We start from the raw sequence: 21,130 nt of genomic DNA, 5'->3' as shown, positions 1-21,130 counted from the left end.
CGTGAAGGACTCACCATGGCAGAGGCCAAGAAGAACACCGGCAAGGTGGAACTGAGCTACGACAAGGACAAGACCCTGGACCTCCCCGTGCTGGAGGTGACCGAGGGCAACAAGGGCTACGGCATCGGCTCGCTGCTCAAGGAGACCGGCAACGTCAGCTTCGACCCCGGTTTCGTGAACACCGCGAACACCCGCTCCTCGGTGACCTACATCGACGGCGCCCAGGGCATCCTGCGCTACCGCGGCTACCCCATCGAGGAGCTCGCGGAGCACTCCAACTTCCTGGAGACCGCCTACCTGCTGATCTACGGCGAGCTGCCCACGCGTGAGCAGTACGAGGACTTCCAGCACCGGATCACCACGCACACCATGGTGCACGAGGACATCAAGCTGTTCTTCAACGGCTTCCCGCGCTCCGCGCACCCCATGCCCGTGCTCTCCTCGGCGGTCTCCGCGCTGTCCACGTTCTACTCGGACTCCCTGGACCCGTTCAACAAGGAGCACGTGGAGATCTCCACCATCCGCCTGCTCGCCAAGGTCCCCACCCTGGCCGCGTACGCGTACAAGAAGTCCGTGGGCGAGCCGCAGCTCTACCCCCACAACAACCTCAACTACGCGGAGAACTTCCTGCGCATGTGCTTCGGCGTGCCCGCCGAGGACTACGAGGTGGACCCGGTGGTCGCCAAGACCCTGGACATCCTGTTCATGCTGCACGCGGACCACGAGCAGAACTGCTCCACCTCCACCGTGCGACTGGTGGGCTCCTCCCACGCCAACATGTTCGCGTCCGTCTCCGCGGGCATCAACGCCCTCTACGGCCCGCTGCACGGCGGCGCCAACGAGGCCGTGCTGGCCATGCTGGACCAGATCCAGAACCGCGGGCTGTCCGCGGACGAGTTCATGGAGAAGGTCAAGAACAAGGAGGACGGCGTCCGCCTCATGGGCTTCGGGCACCGTGTCTACAAGAACTACGATCCCCGGGCCCGCATCATCAAGGGCTACGCCCACGACGTCCTGGCCAAGATGGGCGGCAACAACGAGCTGCTGGACCTGGCCATCGGCCTGGAGGAGAAGGCGCTCGCGGACGACTACTTCGTGGAGCGCAAGCTCTACCCGAACGTGGACTTCTACACGGGTCTGATCTACAAGGCCATGGGCTTCCCGGAGAAGATGTTCACCGTGCTCTTCGCGATCGGCCGCCTGCCCGGCTGGATCGCCCAGTGGCGCGAGATGATCGAGGACCCCGAGACCAAGATTGGCCGTCCCCGCCAGCTCTACGTGGGCGAGGGCGAGCGCCACTACCCCACGGCCAACTGAGCCGGCCGGCACTGCCGGTACGACGCCGCCCCGGTCACCTTCTCGGTGACCGGGGCGGCGTTCTCGTGGGGCCCGGCGCGAACGCCGGGACGGAGGCGGTCGCAGGGGTGCCGTACGGCTCTGCTGCGCGTCCAGGCGCCCCTGACCCGGGCCGGCGCGCGGGCGGCGTCGGGCCCGGGACCGGGGGAGGGTCTCAGCCCTCGTAGCCGTTGGGGTTGTTCTTCTGCCAGTTCCAGTGGTCCCGGCACATGGTGTCGATGTCCCGGTCCGCGGACCAGCCCAGCTCCGCGAGGGCGGACGCGGGATCCGCGTAGGACACGGCGGCGTCGCCGGGGCGGCGCGGGGCGATCTCGTAGGGGATCTCCCGGCCGGAGGCCTTCTGGAACGCCTCCCGGACCTCCAGGACCGAGTAGCCGCGGCCGGTGCCCAGGTTCCACAGGTGCACCCCGGGGTCCTCGCTGATCCGGTCAAGGGCCCTCAGGTGGCCGTCCGCGAGGTCCACCACGTGGATGTAGTCGCGCACGCCGGTGCCGTCCGGGGTGGGGTAGTCGTCCCCGAAGACCATGAGCTTCTCGCGCCGCCCCACGGCCACCTGCGCCACGAACGGCATGAGGTTGTTGGGAATGCCCGAGGGGTCCTCGCCGATCCGCCCGGACTCGTGGGCGCCCACCGGGTTGAAGTAGCGCAGCAGCGCCACGGACCAGCGCTCGTCCGAGGCCGCGAGATCCGTGAGCATGTCCTCGATGTGCTCCTTGGTGCGCCCGTAGGGGTTCTGGGCGTCCATGGACAGCTTCTCGGTCAGCGGCATGGTCTCCGGCGCGCCGTACACGGTGGCGGAGGACGAGAACACGATGCTGCGGCAGTCGTTCTCCTCCATGGCCCACAGCAGGTTCACGGTGCCGGAGACGTTGTTGGTGTAGTACCACAGGGGCTTCTGCGCGGACTCGCCCACGGCCTTGAGCCCGGCGAAGTGGATCACGGCGTCCGGGCGGTGGTCCCGGAACACGGTGTCCAGGCCCGGGCGGTCCAGCAGGTCCACCTGTTCGAATGCCGCCACGTCACGACCGGCCAGTTCGGCCACGCGGTCCAGGGACGCGCGGGAGGAGTTGGAGAGGTTGTCCAGAACGACCACGTCGTGGCCGGCCTCCAGCAGGGCGAGGACGGTGTGCGAGCCGATGTAGCCGGTTCCCCCGGTGACAAGAATCTTCATGGGCTCCACCCTATCCAGTGCACCCGGGAAACACGGGTGGCCGGGCTCCCCGTCTCCCGGGAACCCGGCCACCCGCCGGCGGACGACGCCGCCCGCGTCAGTTCGCGTGCAGCTGCGCGTTCAGCTCCACGGTGCCGTTGCGGCGGGGCAGGGCCTCCACCGCGCCCGTGGTGGAGTTGCGGCGGAACAGCAGATTGGAGACGCCCGAGAGCTCCGAGGCCTTGACCACGCGGGGTTCCGCGGCGGCGTCGAGCAGGGAGACCCGGGTGCCCGCGGTGACGTAGAGCCCGGCCTCGACCACGCAGTCGTCTCCCAGGGAGATGCCCACGCCCGCGTTCGCGCCCAGCAGGCAGCGCTCGCCCAGGGTGATGCGCTGCTTGCCGCCCCCGGAGAGCGTGCCCATGATGGACGCGCCGCCGCCGATGTCCGTGTGGTCGTGGACCACCACGCCCGCGGAGATCCGGCCCTCGACCATGGCAGCGCCCAGGGTGCCGGCGTTGAAGTTCACGAATCCCTCGTGCATCACCGTGGTGCCCTCGCCCAGGTGCGCCCCCAGGCGCACGCGGTCCGCGTCCCCGATGCGGACACCGGAGGGGACCACGTAGTCCACCATGCGGGGGAACTTGTCCACGCCGAAGACCGTGACGGCCCCGCCGGCGCGCAGCCGCAGCAACGACCGGGTCAGGTCCTCGGCGAGCACCGGACCGCGACTGGTCCAGGCCACGTTGGCGAGCAGACCGAAGATGCCGTCCAGGTTGAGCGTGTTGGGCTGCGCGAGCCGGTGGGAGAGCAGGTGCAGCCGCAGGTAGGCGTCGGCGGTGTCGCGGGGGGCCTCGTCGAGGTCGATCACCGTGGTCACGATCTCGGAGCGCACGTTGCGGTCCGGGTCCGTGGTCGCGGCCACGCGCAGGTCCGCCTCGTAGCTGGAATCGGGGTTCGCGCTCAGGGCCGGGGCGGGGTAGAAGACGTCCAGGACGGTCCCCGCGCGCTCGCCGGCGTCCACCACGGTGGCCAGGCCCACGCCCGAGGCGACGCGGGAGTTGACGGTGCTCTTGCTCGTTGAAGTCATGGCTCCATCCTAAGCGGGGAGGCGTGCCGCACCTTCCTGCCAGGGCCTCTGTGCCCGACGCCGCCGCACCAGCCTGCCGGGCGGCAGCCGGGTCGTTCGCGGTGGGCCCCAGGGCCCCGGTGACTATGCTGGCCGCCATGGCAGTCGATCAGCAGACACCCGTACTCGACCTCAGCATGGACCCCGCGGACCTCACGGCCGCGCTCGTGGACGTGGAGTCCGTGTCGGACCACGAGGGGCCGCTCGCCGACGCCGTGGAGGCGGCCCTGCGCGAGCTGCCGCACCTCACGGTGCACCGGGACGGGGACACCGTGGTGGCGCGCACCGAGCTGGGACGGGACGAGCGGGTGATCCTCGCCGGGCACCTGGACACCGTGCCCCTGCCCACCGTGGAGGGTGCCCTGGGCGCGGTACCGTCCGTGCGGCGTCGTGAAGGAGACCGGGACGTGATCTACGGCCGCGGCACCACGGACATGAAGGGCGGGGTGGCCGTGCAGCTCGCGCTGGCCCACGAGCTGAGGGAGCCGAACCGGGACGTCACGTACGTGTTCTACGACCACGAGGAAGTCTCCAGCGACGCCAGCGGTCTAGGGCGCGTGATGCGCAACGCGCCGCAGCTGCTCGAGGCGGACTTCGCGGTGCTGCTGGAACCCACCAACGGCACGGTGGAGGGCGGGTGCAACGGCACCATGCGCTTGCGGATCACCACCCACGGCAAGGCCTCGCACTCGGGGCGTGCGTGGATCGGGGACAACGCGATCCACAAGCAGGCGGAGCTGCTGGAGCGGTTGGCGCGCTACGAGCCGCGGACCATCACTGTGGAGGGGCTGGACTACCGCGAGGGGCTCAACGCCATCCGGATCGGCGGGGGAGTGGCGGGCAACGTCATCCCGGACACCGCGTGGGTGGAGGTCAACTACCGCTTCGCCCCGGACAAGACGCTGGAGCAGGCGCAGCAGCACGTCCGTGAGGTGTTCGAGGGGTACGAGATCGAGTGGCAGGACCTCTCCCCGGCGGCGCGGCCCGGACTGGACCGCCCGGCAGCCGCGCAGTTCGTGGCGGCGGTGGGCCAGGAGCCCATGCCCAAGTACGGCTGGACGGACGTGGCCCGGTTCTCCGAGGCCGGGGTGCCCGCCGTGAACTTCGGTCCCGGGGACGCCCTGCTGGCCCACACGGACGACGAGCACGTGGTCGACGACGCCGTGCGCGCGTGCCACCGTGCCCTGTCCCAGTGGTTGTCCTGATCCGCCACGTAGCCTGAGCCCATGACTTCCCAGCAGACGACCCCCGATCCCCAGACGCCGTCCGCCGGCCCCGCCGAGCGCCACAAGGGCCCCGTGGTGCTGCGCCGCGGCCAGCTGCAGCGCCGCACCTCCGACCAGCGCTTCCTGGACCAGCGCCCCGCGGAGCCGGACGACTTCACCCGCACGGACCCGTGGCGCGTGCTGCGCATCCAGGCGGAGTTCGTGGAGGGCTTCGACGCGCTCGCGAACCTCGGCCCCGCGATCACCGTGTTCGGCTCCGCGCGCACCGCCCCCGGACACCCCGAGTACGAGCTGGGCCGCGAGCTCGGGCGGCAGATCGGCGCCGCGGGCTACGCCGTGATCACGGGTGGCGGCCCCGGTGTCATGGAGGCCGCGAACCGCGGTGCCGTGGACGTGGGCGCCCACTCCGTGGGCATCGGGATCGAGCTGCCCCACGAGCAGCACCTGAACCACTGGGTGGACCTGGGCATCAACTTCCGGTACTTCTTCGCGCGCAAGACCATGTTCATGAAGTACAGCCAGGGGTTCGTGGCGCTGCCCGGTGGCTTCGGCACCCTGGACGAGCTGTTCGAGGCGCTGACGCTCGTGCAGACCGGCAAGATCACCCGCTTCCCCGTGGTCCTGGTGGGCACCGAGTACTGGGGTCCGCTGCTGGACTGGATCACGGGCACGCTCGTGGCCGGCGGCAAGGTGGGCGAGGCGGACCTCGACCTGCTGCGCGTGGTGGACACCGCCGAGGAGGTCCTGGAGATCCTCACGTCCGTCCACGCCGAGGACCCCGGGATCCCGGTGGACGACGCCGCCGCACCCCGTTCTGCGGCCCGCCCCGGTTCCCCCGACGTCACCCCGGACCACGACCTCCCAGGGGAGACCGCTCCCGGATCCGAGGCATGAGCCGGACCCCGCACACGGAGCCTTCGGGTTCCGAGCGCTCGCCGGGCGCGGGCGACACGACTGCCGTGGTGGCACCGGCTGCCGGAACGGTGACGCCCGAGGACGTGCGCACCGTGCGGCGCGGTTCCCGGCGGGCCGCACTGCGCGGTGCGTGGGCTCGGAGCCCGTGGTGGCTCGCGGTGCTGCTGGTCTACGGGCTTTCCCGGGTCTGGGGGTGGGCGGTCTTCAGCGTGGTCGGCGGCCAGCAGGGCCCGGGGCCGTGGGGCGACGGCGCCCTGGGCTACCTGGACTTCGTGGCCACGTGGGACTCCGACTGGTACCGCACCATCTACGAGCAGGGGTATCCCACGGAGCTGCCCCGGGACTCCCTGGGCACGGTGAGCGAGAACCCCTGGGCGTTCTACCCGGTCCACCCCCTGCTGGTGCGCGGGATCGCGGAGGTCACCGGGACCGGGTGGGCGGCCACTGCGGTCACGGTGTCCCTGCTGGCGGGGTTCGGGGCGGCGCTGGTGCTGTACCGCCTCACGTGCACGGCCCCGGTGATGAGCACCCCGCGAACCCGCGGGGGAGCGAGTGTGCCCGCGCTGTGGACGGTGGCGGTGTTCGCGTTCAACCCCGTGGCGCCCGTGCTGCAGACCCCGTACGCGGAGGCCCTGAGCATGCTGCTCCTGCTCAGCGCGATCCTGTGTGTGGTGCAGGAACGACCGGTGTGGGCCGTGGTGTTCACCGTGCTGCAGGCCCTGACCCGTCCCACCGGGGTGGCCCTCGCGGCCGCCCTCGGCGTGTGGTGGCTGTGGCGCAGCGTGGCGGACGTGCGCGCGCGGCGTCGTCCCTGGTACCGCTGCGCCGACCGGTGGCTCGCCGTGGCGCTGACCGCGTGCGCTGCGGCCCTCGCGTGGCCGGCGATCGCGTGGGCCGTCACGGGCGAACCCACGGCGTACACCGAGACCGAGGCCGCGTGGCGCGGTGCCTCGGACGTGATTCCCGTGCTCCCGTGGTTCCACCAGGCCACCGTGCTGCTCGGCCCGGTCGTGGGGCTGCTCGCTCCCGTGGCGCTCGTTGTCGCGGTGGTGCTCATGCTGCGCTCGGCTCCCGTGCGCCGGGCCCTGCCGTTCTTCGTGCGCGTGTGGATCGCCGCCTACGGGTGCTACCTGCTGCTCGTGCTCAACCCGCAGACCTCCACGTTCCGGCTGCTGCTGCCGTGGGCGCCACTGGCCGCGGCCCTCGTGCACGTGAGCGGGTCCAGGGCGTACCGCACGCTGCTCGTGGTCACGGGCGCCGTCATGCAGATCGTGTGGGTGGGGTGGCTGTGGCACTGGAAGCAGCTGCCCGGCGGTGGGGACTTCCCGCCGTGAGCCGGGGGCGTGGGCGGGGTCACGGCCGGGGGTTGTGGTTCGGTAAGATGGTGCGGTCAGCACACACGAAGAGGAGCTCTTAAATGGCGGCCATGAAGCCGAGAACGGGTGACGGACCCATGGAGGTCACCAAAGAAGGACGCAGCCTGATCATGCGGGTCCCCCTGGAAGGCGGCGGACGCCTCGTGGTCGAGCTCAAGGCGGACGAGGCCGCCGAGCTGCGCGAATGCCTCGCGGGCGTGACCCAGTAGTTCCCGGTCCCCGCACCACAAGCGCGAGAGCCCTTCACTCCGGTGAGGGGCTCTCGCGCCGTTCCGGGATGAGGTCGCGCCCCGTGACCCGAGCGCTAGGAGGCCCAGTTCGCTGCGAGCGTCATGCCCGCGGCAACCGCCAGCAGGCTCCAGAGCAGCGTGCCCAGCACCACCGCCGCGGCGGCTCCGCCGCGGTGCTCGCGGGCGAGGCGCACCGCGTCCACCATGGCCGTGGAGAACGTGGTGAAGCCGCCGAACAGGCCGGTCCCCAGGGCGAGGGTCCACTCCGGGCCCAGGAGGATTCCCAGCCCGCTCACCACTCCCAGGCCGAAGGAACCCACCACGTTGACGAGGACCGTTCCCAGAGGGAGCGAACCCCGCCGGTGCGAGGTCACGAACCGGTCCACCACGAACCTCAGGGCGGCGCCCAGCCCGCCACCCACCGCCACAGCGAAAGCCGCGATCACTGCTCGGGGCCTTCCGCAACGCCGCGTGCGTGCGACGACGGTCGGGTGCCCTGGCGCGTTCCGAGCACCATGCCGCCCGCGGCCGCGAGCAGACCCGCCACCAGGGTGACGGCCGCGTAGGCGAGGGCCTGGGTGGTGTCCCCAGAGCGCACCTGCTCCCACAGCTCCTGGGCGAAGGTGGAGTAGGTGGTGAAGCCCCCCAGCAGCCCGGTGCCCAGCAGCAACCGTGCCGTGTGCGTACGGCGGGACTCGACCCCCGGGCGGGTGAGGGCCTCGAGCAGCAGGCCCAGCAGGAGGGCACCGACCACGTTGACGGTCAGCGTGGACCAGTGCCACACGGAACCGGAGGGCAGCACGTGCCCCAGACCCCAGCGCAGAAGACTGCCAGCGGCACCACCCACGGCGACGAGCAGCACGTCAGTGACGACCGAGCGCGTCATCGCCGCACGGCCAGCAGCATCCCCGTGCCGGTGGGGAGCAGCGCGGTGGACAGTCGCGGCTCGTCCCGCAGGGTGCGCACGACCTCCCGCATGATCACGGTCTCCTCCTGGCGCTGCGCGGGCTGGGGGACGAGGTCCTGGTGCAGGGCGTCGTTGACCACGAGCATGCCCCCGCGGCGCAGCAGCCGGGCGCCCTCGATCACGTAGTCCGCCGTGTTCTCGATGTCCGCGTCCACGAACACCATGTCGTAGGCGTTCTCCGTGAGCCGGGGCAGCACGAGACCTGCCGCGCCGGAGATGGTGCGGGTGCGCTTGGTCTCGAAGCCCGCCTCGCGGAAGGTGTCCCGCGCCGCCCGCAGTGCGCGGATGTCGGTGTCGATCGTGGTCAGCACGGAGTCCGAGGGCATCCCGCGCAGCAGGGCCAGGCCCGAGACGCCTGCACCGGTGCCCACCTCCACCACGGTGGCCGGGCGGGCCGCGGAGACCAGCACCGTGAGCAGCGCGGCGGCCGCGGGCGTCACGGGGTCCAGCCGCAGGGCCAGGGAGCGCTCGCGGGCACGCAGAGCCGTCTCGTCCTCCGTGGCGTAGGCCTCGCAGTAGGCCCAGCTCGTGGTCTTGTCCGTGGTCATGGACGCGGGGTGTCCTTCGCTGCCGTGCGCTCCGGGGACCGGTGGCCCCCGGGACGTCGTTCTGACGGGTCCGGCGCGGTGCCGGTCGTTTCCGGGCCCAGCCTATCGCGGTCCGTGAGGGGGCCGGGGGAAACGCCCTGTGGCCGCCCAGAGCGCTGTCAGGCTCCTGTCCCAGAATGGAGCCGACAGCGGCACCGCACCCCCTGGTGCGCCCGCGGAACCGGACCGACGAGGAGAGGACGCAGGGTGTCCACACGGGTGACTGAGCACCGCGCGCGGCGGACGCGGCGACCGGGCCGACGCACCATCGGGCTCGTCTCGGCGTTCACGGCGTGCCTGTGCGTGGCCGCGCTGACGACCACCGCGTGGAGTGTGGGGCGGCAGACGCAGTACGAGCACCGGGCCGGTGCGCAGGCGGAGGCCACGTGGAACCCGGGGCCACGGGCGATGATGGACACGGCCTCAAAGGCCGACATCCACGCCCTGCACGCCCAGGGCTGGACCGTGCCCGTCCTGGCGGCGGAGGGCCACCGGGTGGTGGACGTCCGTCAGGCGGTCTCGGCGGGCCAGCCCACCGTGACGGTCACGCTGCGCAACGACCACGGCACCGTGGAGATCGTGGAGCAGCGCGGCCAGGTCAACCCCGACAATCCCGTGGACGGCGTCTCCCAGCTCCCCGTGAGCGCCGAGGGGATGCACGAGTCCGCGGTCTCCGGCTCACGGCTGTGGGTGGAGCGCGGAGAGCCCTGGCGCGCGGTCATGGTGCGCCCGGACGCCGTGTACACCGTCACCTCCGACACTCCTCCCGCCACGATGGCCCAGACCGTGAGCGCGATCGTGGCCGAGGACCGCGGCCGGGTCAGCCTGCCCTCCGAGACCGACGACAGCTTCGGGGCCACCGTGCAGGACGGGCTTCGGGCGATGTTCGGGTGACACCCCGCCCGGGTGCCCTCCGACGTTGGTAGGCTCGACCCGTGTTCGGGATTACTGGCGGGGAAGCCATCATCATTCTCATCGTGGCTCTGGTGATCATCGGCCCCGAGCGGGTTCCCGAGTACGCACAGAAGTTCAAGGAACTGGTCAAGACCATCCGGGGCTACGCCACGGGCGCCACGGAGGACCTGAAGGAGACCCTCGGTCCGGAGTTCTCCGACATGGACTGGCGCAAGCTGGATCCCCGGCAGTACGACCCCCGCGTGATCGTGCGCGAGGCCCTCATGGAGGACGACCAGGAGCGGGCCGGCGGCTCGACCACCTCGACCGCGGTGACCTCCGTGGCGGCGCCCACCGTGCGTCGCCTGGCCCGCGGGGAACGGGCGCCCTTCGACACCGAGGCCACCTGAGCGGCGTCGCCGTCACGGGGGCGAGCACGCACCGTCCACGGCGCGCAGCAGCCGACCCCGCGTCCCTGCCCCGCCCGACGACGCCGCTCGGCAGGCTCCCGCGCCGCCGCGCGCCTCAGCCCCGGGGCGTGATGCCCAGGGACTTCCCGGCGAGACCGCGGCCCTGCCGGTCCAGCTCCCGGGCGATCCGCCACAGCTGCGCGGCCGCGGGGGACTCCGGGTGGGCCCACACCGCGGGCACCCCGCGGTCCGAGGCCTCGCGCACCGTGACGTCCAGGGGCACGCTGCCGAGCAGCGGGACGTCGTAGCCCAGCCGTTCGGTGAGGGAGGCCGCGATGGTCTCCCCGCCGCCCGCGCCGAAGACCTCCAGGGTGGAGCCGTCCGGCATGACCATGGCGGACATGTTCTCCACCACGCCCGTGACCCTCTGCTCCGTCTGCTCTGCCAGGGTTCCGGAGCGCTGGGCCACGCTGACCGCGGCGTGCTGCGGGGTGGAGACCACCACCACGCCGGAGCGGGGCAGCAGCTGGCCCACCGAGATGGCGATGTCCCCGGTGCCCGGCGGCAGGTCCAGGAGCAGGTGGTCGAGGTCCCCGAAGTGGACGTCCGTGAGGAACTGCTCCACCGCGCGGTGCAGCATGGGGCCACGCCACGCCACGGGCTGGGCGGGATCCACGAACATGCCGATCGAGATCACCTTGACCACCCCGCGGGAGCGGTGACCGTCCCCGGCCGCACCGTCACCGGAGGCGTGGTCCACACCCTCCGGAACCTCCACCACGGGAGGCAGGATCATGTCTCCCACGCGGGTGGGGGACTGCGTGATGCCCAGCAGCCCGGGGACCGAGAAGCCGTGCACGTCCGCGTCCACGATGCCCACGGTACGGCCCATGGCGGCCAGCGCCGCCGCGAGGTTCACGGTCACGCTGGACTTGCCCACCCCTCCCTTGCCGCTGGTGATCGCGTGCACGCGCGTCAGCGAGTTCGGATCCGCGAAGGGGTTGCTGCGGTGGTGACCCAGCCGCTCCTGCAGCTCCTGGCGCTGCGCGGGCGTCATGACCCCCACGTCCACCACCACGTCCGAGACCTCCGGGAGCGCTCCCAGCGCCGTGCGCAGATCCGCCTCGATGGTTCCGCGCAACGGGCAGCCGGAAATCGTGAGCAGCACGGACACCCGGGCGGTGCCGTCCTCCAGGGATGCCTCGGGGATCATGCCGAGCTCCGTGACGGGGCGGCGCAGCTCGGGGTCGATCACGCTGTCCAGCGCGCCGCGCAGCCGCGGGTCGATGGTGCGGTCCATCCGGTTCTCGCTCACCGTCGCTGGTCCTTTCCGCCCTCGGTCCGCCTGCCACTCTCCGACCGCCTGCCACCGTCGGAGCGCCTGCTCTCGGGGCCGGGTTCGGAGGTCTCGTCGCGGCGGTCCTGTGCCTCGAGGATCTCCTCGAGCAGGCTGCGCAGCTCGGAGCGGACGTAGTCGCGCGTGGCGACCTCGCGCAGAGCGATGCGCAGGGACGCGATCTCCCGGGTGAGGTACTCCGTGTCCGCGAGGTTCTGCTGGCCGCGCTTGCGGTCCTCCTCGGCGACCACGCGGTCACGGTCGTCCTGCCGGTTCTGCGCGAGCAGCAGCAGGGGCGCGGCGTAGGAGGCCTGCAGGGACAGCATCAGCGTCAGCAGGGTGAAGTTCAGGGCCCGTGGATCGAACTGGATCTCCTCCGGGGCCAGGGTGTTCCAGCCGAGCCACAGCGCCACGAACACGGTCATCCACAGCAGGAACTGCGGTGTGCCCATCCACCGGGCGATCGCCTCGGTGGACTGCCCGAAGGCGTCCGGGTTGGGGCGGAACCTGGTGAGGTACCCCTGTCGCTTCTCCCGCGGCTGGTCCAGTGGACCGGGGGAGTACTGCGAAGAGGGGTTCTGCCGGGGGCTACTCATAGCGCTTGCCCACCTTCCGCACCGGGGTGCCGTCGTCGTACGTGCGCCAGTCCTCGGGCAGCAGGGCGTCCAGGACGTCGTCGATGGTCACGGCGCCCACGAGCCGGTCCTGGTCGTTGACCACGGGCAGGATGGTGAGGTCGTACGTGGCCAGCTCGCGTGCGACGTCCGCCAGGGATGCCTGGTCCGAGACCGGCTCGATGGAGCGGTCGATCAGGTTGCCGATGGCCTCGGGCGGGGGATACCGCAGCAGCCGCTGCGTGTGCACGAAGCCCAGGTACTTGCCCGTGGGGGTCTCCAGCGGAGGACGGCACACCAGCACCGCGGAGGCCGCGGCAGGGATGATCTCCTCCTGCCGGATGTGGGCCAGTGCCTCCGCCACGGTCGCCTCGGGGGAGAGCACGATGGGGACGGGGGTCATGAGAGAGCCCGCGGTGCCCTCCTCGTACTCGCGCAGCCGCCGGACGTCCTCCGCGTCCTCGGGCTCCATCATGGTGATCAGCCGCTCGGCCTCCGCCTCGGGCAGCTCGTTGAGCAGGTCCGTGGCGTCGTCCGGGTCCATCTCCTCGAGCAGCGCCACCGCGCGCTCGTTGTCCAGGTGCGTGAGGATGAACACCTGGTCGTCCTCGGGCAGCTCCTCGAGCACGTCCGCGAGCCGTTCGTCCTGGAGTTCGGCGGCGATCTCCAGCTTGCGCTTGTCCGGCATGTCCCGCAGCTCGTCCGCGAGGTCTGCCGCCTGGTCCTCCTCGTGCTGCGCGATCCACTGGGTGGCCGGCTGGTGGCCCGCACTGGAGGGGTCGTCGGTGTCCTCCCAGTCCACGATGAGCGTCTGGTTGCGGCGCCTGATCAGTCCGCCGGTGGACTGGGAGCGGCGCACGAACAGCTGCGAGATCACCCAGTCCCCGCGGTTGTTGGACTTCTCCATGGCCACGTCCTCGATGGTCGCCGTGCCGGAGCCGTCCAGCAGCACCACCGTGCGGTCGAACAGCTCACCCACCGCGAGGGTCTCCGCGCCGCGCTGCTCGAAGCGGCGCAGGTTCACGAGCCCCGTGGAGATGATCTGGTCCGCGTCGATGCTCGTCACCCGGGTCATGGGCACGAACACGCGCTTCTTTCCGAGGACCTCCACCACGAGCCCCACCACGAGGGGACGGGTCTTCAACGACGGTCGGCTGCCGGGGCGCAGCAGCACCACGACGTCGCGCAGCCGCCCCAGGCGGTCGCCCAGGGGGTCGAAGACGTCCAGGCCGATCAGCCGGGCCACGAAGATCTTGGAAAGGTTTGTGCTCACCCGCCCAGCCTAGTGACCCGGGGTCAATGGGCCCACTCGGTGCGGACCGGACGCCCCGTCGCCCGCGGCGGTGGTCACCGCAGCCACCGTGTTCACCCGCTGCGATGATTCAGGAACCTCCCTGGGAGCTTGCGGGTGGGTGGGGAACAATGGGGCGCATGAGCACCCCGAATCGCGCCCCGTCCCAGTTGTCCATCGCACCGGAGATGCCACGCGGCGAAGTGGTGGGCCGCTACCGCACGTACGCCGAGGCCCAGAAGGCCGTGGACTACATGTCCGACGAGCACTTCCCCGTGGCCATGGTCTCCATCATCGGCAGCGACCTGAAGTCCGTGGAGCAGGTGACCGGGCGGCTGTCCTACCCCCGGGTGGCCCTGCAGGGTGCGCTCAACGGCCTCTTCTTCGGAGCGTTCTTCGGTCTGATCCTGACCCTCTTCGGCGGCCCGGAGGCGGCTGCCTCCATCCTGCCCACCATGCTGCTCGGCGGCGCGTTCTTCATGCTCACCGCCACCCTCACCTACGCCATGTCCCGCGGCAAGCGGGACTTCACGTCCACCAGCAGGATCGTGGCGGGCAGCTACGAGGTGCTCGCGGCACCGGAGGTGGCCGGTCAGGCCCGCCAGGTGCTCGGTGGCATGCAGGGTGGCCCGGGCCCCCGTCCGCAGGGGCCCGGCCAGTACGGCGGTGCACCCGTGGGTGCGCGTGGCCAGGGTGGGGCCCCGCAGGCCCAGCAGTGGGGTCCGGGCCACGGCCAGAACCCGGGTGCCGCCCACCCGCAGGGAGGCCCGCAGCAGCAGGGCCCGGCGGCCGGTCGGCCCCACCCCGCGGCCCAGGGCGGCAGCAGCGCCCAGGGAGCCGATCCCTCGCAGGCGGCCCCGCAGCAGGAGAGCACCCGCTCGGCGGCGTTCCCGGACCTGCCGGACGGACGTCCCCAGTACGGCATCCGCGTGGAGCCGGAGCAGAACGAGCGCTCCGCGCCGTGGACGCAGACCGGTGGGCCCACGGGCCAGACCTCCGCGGCGGGCCAGGACTCCGCGGCGAGCCAGGACACGCACGGTGCCCCGGGCCCGGCCGCTCCGGAGGACCGCCGGTAGCCGTCAGCCGCTCACGAGAAACGCCCCGCACTGCAGTGCGGGGCGTTCTCACGCGCGGGGACGGGTCAGGACGCCGGGCCGGCCGAAGGGCCCACGTTCTCGTCCCGGTTCCAGATGCCCTGGATCCAGGCCTCCACGTCCTCCGGGCGCCGCGGCAGGGCGGCGGAGAGGTTCTCGTTGCCCTGCTCGGTGATCAGAACGTCGTCCTCGATGCGCACACCGATCCCGCGGTACTCCTCCGGGACCGCGAGGTCCTCGTCCTTGAAGTACAGCCCGGGCTCGATCGTGAACACCATGCCCGGCTCGATCACGGCGTCCAGGTACAGCTCACGCTTGGCCTGCGCGCAGTCGTGCACGTCCAGCCCCAGGTGGTGGCTCGTGCCGTGGGGCATCCAGCGGCGGTGGTGCTGACCGGACTCCGACAGGGACACCTCCGCGGACACGGGCAGCAGCCCCCACTCGTCCAGGCGCTGGGCCAGGACCTTCATGGCGGCCGCGTGGACGTCCCGGAAACGGTTGCCCGGCACGGCCACCTCGAAGGCGGCGTCCGCGGCGTCGAGCACGGCCTGGTAGATCCGGCGCTGGACCTCGGTGTAGGTGCCGTCCACGGGCAGGGTGCGGGTGAGGTCCGCGGTGTAGAGCGAGTCCGCCTCCACGCCCGCGTCCACGAGGATCAGCTCGCCCGGCTTCACCGAGCCGTTGTTGCGGATCCAGTGCAGCACGGTGGCGTTGTTGCCGGACGCGGCGATCGTGTCGTAGCCCAGGTCGTTGCCCTCCAGGCGGGCGCGGGAGAAGAACGCACCCTCGACCACGCGCTCACCGCGCTCGCCGCCGATCGCCCGCGGCAGCACGGAGACGATGTCCTCGAAGCCGCGGATGGTGGCGTCCACCGCCACGCGCAGCTGACCGATCTCGTACTCGTCCTTGACCAGGCGCAGCTCGCTGAGCGCCTCGGTGAGCGTGGCGTCCTTGCTGTCCGACTGCTCCAGGTCCACGCCCGTGTTGATCCGGGAGGTGTCCACGAGGGCGTCCATGTTCAGGTCCACGTCCCGCACCAGGCGGATGCTCAGCCCGCCCAGGGCGGCGTTGCCGGCATCCTTGGTCACGGCCGTCTCCAGCGCGGAGAGGTCCTGCGTGGGCAGTCCGAACTCGTCCTGCAGCTGCTGGAGCGTGGGGCGGGAACCCACCCAGAACTCGCCGTTCTTGGCGTCCGCGTAGAACTCGTCCGTGTCCCGCCCCGCCATGGGGTGGAAGTACAGCGTGGCCACGTGGTCGCTGCCGTCGTCCCCCTGGCCCGGCTCGGTGGGCTCCATGACCAGCACGGCCTCGGGCTCGTGGTCCACGCCCATGCCCGTGACGTGGGCGAACGCGGAGTGCGGGCGGAAGCGGTAGTCGGTGTCGTTGGAGCGCACCTTGGGGGCACCGGCCGGGATCACCAGGCGCTCACCCGGGAACAGGCGCGACAGCCGGGCACGGCGCGCGGCGGCGAACTCCGCGACCTCGGCGCGCGGCGTCGTCGTGTGCTCCGGCTGGGCCCAGCCCGAGGCCATGAACTCGCGGAACTGGTCGCTGTCCGGGCGCTGGGAGCGGTTGTCCACCCGCTCGTCCATGGGCTGCGCGGCGTCCTCGCTCGCGTGGTGGGAAACGGCGGTGTGTTCTGAGCCCTGGCTCATGGGCGCGGTCATCTCCTTCGCGGCGCGATCGCTCGCGCTCGGTGGGGTCGGGATCTGTCCCGTCCATGGTGTCACGCCGGTCAACCGCGCGGACGCCCGCGGGTATCGTGGGGGCGGTGAGAATCGACCTGCACACCCACTCGATCGCCTCGGACGGCACGGAGACCCCCGCCGACGTCGCCCGCTCGGCCCACGCGGCCGGGCTCAGCGTCTTCGCGCTCACCGACCACGACACCACGGCCGGGTGGCAGGAGGCCGGGGACACCGCGGTGGGGCTGGGGGTGGCGTTCGTGCCGGGCATGGAGATCACCTGCACCACCTCGGACGGCATCTCCGTGCACATGCTGAGCTACCTGCACGATCCCACGCACCAGCCGCTCGTGGACCGGATCGAGGAGTGCCGCCGCAACCGGCTCACCCGGGCCCGGCGCATGGTGGAGCTGCTGGGGGAGGACTACGACATCACGTGGCAGGACGTCACCGCCCAGGTGGGCCCCGGCGCCACGGTGGGCCGCCCGCACATCGCGGACGCGCTCGTGGCGCTGGGCGTGGTTCCCACGCGCTCGGACGCGTTCTCGGACCTGCTGTCGGGGCGTTCCAAGTACTACGTGCGCCACGACGCCCTGGACCCCGTGGAGGCCATCAAGCTGGTGCGCGCGGCAGGCGGGGTTCCGGTCTGCGCGCACCCCATGGCACCGCTGCGGGGCCGTGTGGCCAGTGCCGCGGACTTTGGAGCCATGATCGACGCCGGGCTGGGCGGGCTGGAAGTGGCCCACCGGGACAACCCGGACGAGTCCCGCGCGATCCTCATGACCATGGCCGCCGAGCACGACCTGATCGTGACCGGCTCTAGCGACTACCACGGGGAGGGCAAGCCCAACCGGCTGGGGGAGAACTCCACGTCCGCGCGGTCACTGACCCGGATCTGCGAGCAGGCCACCTCCGGCGTGGAGGTGCGCTGGCCCTGAGCCGGGTGCTCAGACGGTGCGCACGGGCACGTCCGGCAGCCGCAGCCGCATGACCTCCACGGCCTCGGGATTGCTGTCCACGCACACGAACCGGCGGCCCAGCTCGGCGCTGACCGCTCCCGTGGTGCCCGATCCCGCGAAGAAGTCCAGCACCCAGTCCCCGGGCCGCGAGGACGCGGTGACGATCCGCCGCAGCACGCCCGCGGGCTTCTGGGTGGGGTAGCCGGTCTTCTCCCGCCCGGTGGGGGAGACGATGGTGTGCCACCACACGTCCGTGGGCAGCTTGCCGCGCGCCGCCTTCTCCGGTCCCACCAGCCCCGGGGCCATGTACGGTTCCCGGTCCACGTCCTGCGAGTTGAAGTGGTACGCGGTGGGGTCCTTCACGTACACCAGGATGGTGTCGTGCTTGGCGGGCCAGCGCCGGGTGGTGCGCCCGCCGAAGTCGTAGGCCCAGACGATCTCGTTGAGGAAGCACTCGCGGCCGAACATGGCGTCCAGCAGCACCTTGACGTAGTGCACCTCGCGGTAGTCCAGGTGCACGTACAGGGTGCCGTGGCGGGCCAGCACGCGCCGGGCGTGCGCCAGCCGGGGCTCCAGGAACCCCAGATAGTCCGCGAACGAGTCCTCGTAGCGGCGCAGCGAGCCCATGATCGTCTCGTAGGAACGCCCGGCGAACCCCACCCGGTCCCCCTCGCCGTGGGCCACGGGAACCGAGCGGGTGGTGCGGCGCACCTGGTCCCTGCCCGTGTTGAACGGCGGGTCCAGGTACACCAGGGAGAACGCCTCGTCCGGCAGGGACTCCAGGACGGTGAGGTTCTCACCGTGCACGATGGCGCTGGTGCCCTCCGGGTCGAACACGAAGGGCTCCCGCGCGCCCACCGCCCCTACTCTCCCGCGGCGGGGGACTGCTGGCCGTTCTGCCCGCTGCCGCCCTTGTTCTGCCCCGAGGGACGACGACGCCGCCTGCGCCGCTTGGCGCCGCCCTCACCCGAGGTCTCCACGGACTTCTCACGCGGGGCGTGCGCGGTCTTCTCGCGGCCGTTCTCCCGGCTCTCGGAGGACTGCCCCGAGCGCTCGCGGGAGCCGGAACCACCGGAACGGCGGCCGTCGGAGCCCGAGGCCCCCGAGCGGCGTCGTCCGCCGGAGTTGTTGCGGGACCCGCCCGAGGATCGCTTGTCGTCGCGGCGGGGACGGGCGTCCCCGAGGTCCTCCATCTCCTCGGCGTCCAGGCCCTCGAGCGTGCGCTGGGCCCTGGGCAGCTTGCCCTTGGCGGTGCGCGGGATGTTGAGGTCCGAGTACAGGTGGTCGGAGGAGGAGTAGGTCTCCACGGGCTCGGGGATGCCGAGCTCCAGGGCCTTGTCGATCAGGCGCCAGCGCGGGACGTCGTCCCAGTCCACGAACGTGATGGCGGTGCCCTTGTTGCCCGCGCGGCCGGTGCGCCCGGTGCGGTGCAGGTAGGTCTTCTCGTCCTCGGGGCACTGGAAGTTGATCACGTGGGTGACGTCCTCCACGTCGATGCCGCGGGCCGCGACGTCCGTGGCCACGAGCACGTCCACCTTGGAGTTGCGGAACGCGCGCAGCGCCTGCTCGCGCGCGCCCTGGCCGAGGTCGCCGTGCAGGGGAGCGGCCGCGAAGCCGCGGTGGATTAGCTCGTCCGCGAGCTTGGCGGCGGCGCGCTTGGTGCGCGTGAAGATGATGCTGCGTCCGCGGCCCTCGGCCTGCAGGATGCGCGCGACCACCTCGTCCTTGTCCAGGTGGTGGGCGCGGTAGATGACCTGGCGGATGTCCTTCTTGGTGGTGCCCTCGTCCGGAGCGGCCGCGCGGATGTGCATGGGCCGGGTCATGTAGCGCCGGGCCATCGCGACCACGGGGCCGGGCATGGTGGCGGAGAACAGCATGGTCTGGCGCACGGCCGGAACCGTGGAGAGCAGCTTCTCCACGTCCGGGAGGAAGCCCAGGTCCAGCATCTCGTCCGCCTCGTCCAGCACGACCATGCGCACGTGGCTCAGGTCCAGGAAGTGCTGGCGGTTGAGGTCGATCAGGCGCCCGGGGGTGCCCACCACGACCTCCACGCCCTTCTCGAGCTCGGCGAGCTGGGACTCGTACGGGCGTCCGCCGTAGATGGTGGCCACGCGTGCGTTGCGGGTCCTGGCGGCGATCGAGAGGTCGCTGCCCACCTGCACCGCGAGCTCGCGGGTGGGGACCACGATCAGGGCCTGCGGGGCGCCCGGCTTCTTGAGCTGCGCCCAGCCCTCGTCGTCCCGGCCCACCGCGCGCTGCAGCGCGGGGATGCCGAAGCCCAGGGTCTTGCCGGTGCCGGTCTTGGCCTGGCCGATGATGTCCTGCCCGGACAGGGCGATGGGCAGGGTCATGGCCTGGATGGGGAACGGGGAGGTGATGCCGTGGGCGGCCAGCGCGTCCACGATGTCCTGGCGGACCCCGAAGTCCGCGAACGAGGACTCCTCCACCGGCTCGGCGGTCTCGATGGCCTGCGCGCCGGACTCGTCGAGCTCCGGGGCATCCTGCTCGGGTGTTGCGGTGATGTCTGTCAAAACGGTCCTTCACGGGTGTCGGCGCGGGGCACCGTCACCGGCGCCCGTGCCGGGACCGCCTCGGTGGGGCGCTCTCGACGCGGGCCGGGGGCCACCGCGCGGGTGTGAGGAAGCCGATCGTGGAACGTGCCCACCCGAGCGCTCATCGGAACGGTGCACGACCATCCGGGCGCGGTGCCGGAGCGGGTGAAGACTGAACGTGACGGTGTCCTGGGACGACCGGTCATCCTGCTGAAACACCCCCAGTGTACCCGCAAACGCACCGACGCCCCCGGGCGTGTGCTCCGGGGGCGTCGGTGCGGGTGGGCGGGAGTGCCGGTGGCGGTCCTGCCCAGAGGGACTCAGCCCAGCGGCAGGGGAGTGAAGCCCACCTTGCGCTTGGTCTCCTGGCCGGTCTCCACGTAGCCGATGCTCGCGGCCGGGACCACGGCCGTACCGCCCTTGGAGTCCTGCAGCACGAGGGGAGCGCCGGAGCTCAGTGCCTCGGCGACCTTGGCCTGCACCTCGTCGGCGGTCATCTCGGCGTGGACCACGAGCTCACGGGCCACGTTCTGGATGCCGATCTTGATTTCCATGGGTACCTCCTGCGGGGGTGGTCTCCCCGCGGTGCTCGCGGGTCGAACGCTGTGCGGCGGACCGGTCGCGCGGGGTGTCCGCGTGCGGCGGGTCAGTCCTGGTCGTCGCCGCTCAGTCTAGGAGCCGCTTCCGCGTGCTCCTCGTTGAGGGACTTGATTCCGCCCCAGGCTAAACGGAACAGCCGGTCCTGGACCTCCTCGCGAGAACCGGCCTCGGGGTGCCGGGTCCAGAAGACCGCGGAGGTCTCCACCAGGTGCACCAGGCCCCGGGACAGCAGCATGGCCTGGGCCGGGGGTGCGCCGGTCCGCGGACCGAGGAACGCCGCCACGGTCTGGGCGACCTCCTGGTAGAACTCGTCCAGCTGCGCGGCGACCTCGGGGAAGGACATCAGGTCCGCGCTGAACACCAGGCGGTGGGCCTGGGGGCACGAGTGCACGAACTCGAAGTGCGTGTCGATCTCGTTGCGCACCTGCGCGCGGTTGGAGTCCGCGGTGGCCAGGGAGTCGCCGATGCGCTGCGAGAGATCCGCGAGCGTGTGCTCCACGAGGGCGAGGAACAGCTCCCGCTTCCCCGGGAAGTGCTGGTACAGCACGGGTTTGGACACACCGGCCGCGGCCGCGATCTCGTCCATGGACGTGGCGTGGTAGCCGCCGTCGGAGAACACCCGCAGTGCCGTGTCCAGAAGCTGCTCGCGGCGCTGGTCCCGACTCATGCGCCGGGCGCGGACGTGAGCGGGGCGCGCGGGTGCGCCGGCGGCGTCGGAAGCTGTCATGTGGCCCTCCTCCGAGGACGAGCGGTCGGACA

22 protein-coding genes are annotated in these 21,130 nt (G+C 71.6%); 9 read left to right on the top strand and 13 right to left on the bottom strand.

Annotated elements, in window-relative coordinates; translation table 11 throughout:
• Nucleotides 1-15 precede the first annotated feature (15 nt).
• Complete coding sequence (locus HMPREF2833_RS03875; RefSeq protein WP_081477418.1) at nt 16-1,317, top strand: citrate synthase; 1,302 nt, start codon at nt 16-18, stop codon at nt 1,315-1,317.
• Nucleotides 1,318-1,510: 193 nt separating this feature from the next.
• On the opposite strand, the gene galE is transcribed toward HMPREF2833_RS03875, so the two are convergent.
• Together galE and dapD are read right to left on the bottom strand one after the other, a co-directional pair.
• Nucleotides 1,511-2,527, bottom strand: a complete 1,017-nt coding sequence (gene galE / locus HMPREF2833_RS03870) for a UDP-glucose 4-epimerase GalE (protein WP_070636751.1) — start codon at nt 2,525-2,527, stop codon at nt 1,511-1,513.
• A gap of 97 nt (nt 2,528-2,624) precedes the next feature.
• The gene (gene dapD / locus HMPREF2833_RS03865; RefSeq protein WP_070636750.1) at nt 2,625-3,596 is read right to left on the bottom strand and encodes a 2,3,4,5-tetrahydropyridine-2,6-dicarboxylate N-succinyltransferase; all 972 of its coding nucleotides are present in this window, start codon (nt 3,594-3,596) and stop codon (nt 2,625-2,627) included.
• A 137-nt stretch (nt 3,597-3,733) separates the two neighbouring features.
• Between dapD and dapE the strand changes: the two genes are divergently transcribed.
• The 4 genes from dapE to HMPREF2833_RS03845 all read left to right on the top strand — a co-directional run bounded on the left by dapE (nt 3,734) and on the right by HMPREF2833_RS03845 (nt 7,361).
• Complete coding sequence (gene dapE, locus HMPREF2833_RS03860) at nt 3,734-4,840, top strand: succinyl-diaminopimelate desuccinylase (protein ID WP_070637530.1); 1,107 nt, start codon at nt 3,734-3,736, stop codon at nt 4,838-4,840.
• A gap of 21 nt (nt 4,841-4,861) precedes the next feature.
• On the top strand, nt 4,862-5,755 hold the full coding sequence (locus HMPREF2833_RS03855) for an LOG family protein (protein ID WP_070636749.1): 894 nt from the start codon (nt 4,862-4,864) through the stop codon (nt 5,753-5,755).
• Nucleotides 5,752-7,110, top strand: coding sequence for a hypothetical protein (locus HMPREF2833_RS03850; RefSeq protein WP_070636748.1), 1,359 nt, complete (start codon nt 5,752-5,754; stop codon nt 7,108-7,110). The genes HMPREF2833_RS03855 and HMPREF2833_RS03850 overlap by 4 nt, the downstream gene beginning before the upstream one ends.
• A gap of 83 nt (nt 7,111-7,193) precedes the next feature.
• A complete protein-coding gene (locus HMPREF2833_RS03845; RefSeq protein ID WP_012397900.1) occupies nt 7,194-7,361 on the top strand; it encodes a DUF3117 domain-containing protein in 168 nt (55 codons plus the stop codon).
• A gap of 95 nt (nt 7,362-7,456) precedes the next feature.
• On the opposite strand, the gene crcB is transcribed toward HMPREF2833_RS03845, so the two are convergent.
• The 3 genes from crcB to HMPREF2833_RS03830 are packed head-to-tail and all read right to left on the bottom strand — an operon-like array spanning nt 7,457 to nt 8,897.
• A complete protein-coding gene (crcB, locus tag HMPREF2833_RS03840; protein WP_070636747.1) occupies nt 7,457-7,828 on the bottom strand; it encodes a fluoride efflux transporter CrcB in 372 nt (123 codons plus the stop codon).
• The gene (locus HMPREF2833_RS03835) at nt 7,825-8,268 is read right to left on the bottom strand and encodes a fluoride efflux transporter FluC (protein ID WP_070636746.1); all 444 of its coding nucleotides are present in this window, start codon (nt 8,266-8,268) and stop codon (nt 7,825-7,827) included. The genes crcB and HMPREF2833_RS03835 overlap by 4 nt, the downstream gene beginning before the upstream one ends.
• Complete coding sequence (locus tag HMPREF2833_RS03830) at nt 8,265-8,897, bottom strand: O-methyltransferase (RefSeq protein ID WP_019309470.1); 633 nt, start codon at nt 8,895-8,897, stop codon at nt 8,265-8,267. The genes HMPREF2833_RS03835 and HMPREF2833_RS03830 overlap by 4 nt, the downstream gene beginning before the upstream one ends.
• Before the next feature lie 258 nt (nt 8,898-9,155).
• On the opposite strand from HMPREF2833_RS03830, the gene HMPREF2833_RS03825 reads away from it, so the two are divergent.
• Nucleotides 9,156-9,830: a hypothetical protein gene (locus HMPREF2833_RS03825; RefSeq protein ID WP_237573743.1), complete on the top strand. Its 675-nt coding sequence runs from the start codon at nt 9,156-9,158 to the stop codon at nt 9,828-9,830.
• Nucleotides 9,831-9,871: 41 nt separating this feature from the next.
• A complete protein-coding gene (locus HMPREF2833_RS03820; protein ID WP_070636745.1) occupies nt 9,872-10,240 on the top strand; it encodes a twin-arginine translocase TatA/TatE family subunit in 369 nt (122 codons plus the stop codon).
• Between the two features lie 115 nt (nt 10,241-10,355).
• Here the strand turns inward: HMPREF2833_RS03820 and HMPREF2833_RS03815 are convergent, their stop codons facing one another.
• Genes HMPREF2833_RS03815 through HMPREF2833_RS03805 form a run of 3 tightly spaced genes read right to left on the bottom strand, consistent with a single transcriptional unit; the run spans nt 10,356 to nt 13,463 of the window.
• On the bottom strand, nt 10,356-11,540 hold the full coding sequence (locus HMPREF2833_RS03815) for an Mrp/NBP35 family ATP-binding protein (RefSeq protein WP_070637528.1): 1,185 nt from the start codon (nt 11,538-11,540) through the stop codon (nt 10,356-10,358).
• An 11-nt stretch (nt 11,541-11,551) separates the two neighbouring features.
• On the bottom strand, nt 11,552-12,172 hold the full coding sequence (locus tag HMPREF2833_RS03810; protein ID WP_070636744.1) for a DUF1003 domain-containing protein: 621 nt from the start codon (nt 12,170-12,172) through the stop codon (nt 11,552-11,554).
• Complete coding sequence (locus tag HMPREF2833_RS03805; protein ID WP_019309465.1) at nt 12,165-13,463, bottom strand: magnesium transporter MgtE N-terminal domain-containing protein; 1,299 nt, start codon at nt 13,461-13,463, stop codon at nt 12,165-12,167. The genes HMPREF2833_RS03810 and HMPREF2833_RS03805 overlap by 8 nt, the downstream gene beginning before the upstream one ends.
• A gap of 158 nt (nt 13,464-13,621) precedes the next feature.
• Here HMPREF2833_RS03805 and HMPREF2833_RS03800 point away from each other — a divergent pair, with 158 nt between their 5' ends.
• Nucleotides 13,622-14,557 (top strand): YflT domain-containing protein, encoded by a 936-nt coding sequence (locus HMPREF2833_RS03800; RefSeq protein ID WP_224764830.1) that lies wholly within the window; start codon nt 13,622-13,624, stop codon nt 14,555-14,557.
• A 65-nt stretch (nt 14,558-14,622) separates the two neighbouring features.
• Here the strand turns inward: HMPREF2833_RS03800 and HMPREF2833_RS03795 are convergent, their stop codons facing one another.
• On the bottom strand, nt 14,623-16,230 hold the full coding sequence (locus HMPREF2833_RS03795) for an aminopeptidase P family protein (RefSeq protein WP_047978064.1): 1,608 nt from the start codon (nt 16,228-16,230) through the stop codon (nt 14,623-14,625).
• A 116-nt stretch (nt 16,231-16,346) separates the two neighbouring features.
• Between HMPREF2833_RS03795 and HMPREF2833_RS03790 the strand changes: the two genes are divergently transcribed.
• Nucleotides 16,347-17,198 (top strand): PHP domain-containing protein, encoded by an 852-nt coding sequence (locus HMPREF2833_RS03790; protein ID WP_029603143.1) that lies wholly within the window; start codon nt 16,347-16,349, stop codon nt 17,196-17,198.
• A 9-nt stretch (nt 17,199-17,207) separates the two neighbouring features.
• On the opposite strand, the gene HMPREF2833_RS03785 is transcribed toward HMPREF2833_RS03790, so the two are convergent.
• From HMPREF2833_RS03785 to HMPREF2833_RS03770, 4 genes are all read right to left on the bottom strand, one after another.
• Nucleotides 17,208-18,077, bottom strand: a complete 870-nt coding sequence (locus HMPREF2833_RS03785) for a DNA-methyltransferase (RefSeq protein WP_047978038.1) — start codon at nt 18,075-18,077, stop codon at nt 17,208-17,210.
• 5 nt (nt 18,078-18,082) lie between these two features.
• Nucleotides 18,083-19,750, bottom strand: a complete 1,668-nt coding sequence (locus tag HMPREF2833_RS03780; protein ID WP_070636743.1) for a DEAD/DEAH box helicase — start codon at nt 19,748-19,750, stop codon at nt 18,083-18,085.
• Between the two features lie 341 nt (nt 19,751-20,091).
• On the bottom strand, nt 20,092-20,325 hold the full coding sequence (locus HMPREF2833_RS03775; protein WP_019309459.1) for a DUF3107 domain-containing protein: 234 nt from the start codon (nt 20,323-20,325) through the stop codon (nt 20,092-20,094).
• A 92-nt stretch (nt 20,326-20,417) separates the two neighbouring features.
• Nucleotides 20,418-21,098: a TetR/AcrR family transcriptional regulator gene (locus HMPREF2833_RS03770; RefSeq protein WP_070637526.1), complete on the bottom strand. Its 681-nt coding sequence runs from the start codon at nt 21,096-21,098 to the stop codon at nt 20,418-20,420.
• Nucleotides 21,099-21,130: the final 32 nt, after the last annotated feature.

The organism is Kocuria sp. HMSC066H03, from assembly GCF_001812045.1.
Classification (GTDB): domain Bacteria; phylum Actinomycetota; class Actinomycetes; order Actinomycetales; family Micrococcaceae; genus Kocuria; species Kocuria rhizophila.
This window is presented reverse-complemented; position numbering and strand designations above follow the sequence as displayed.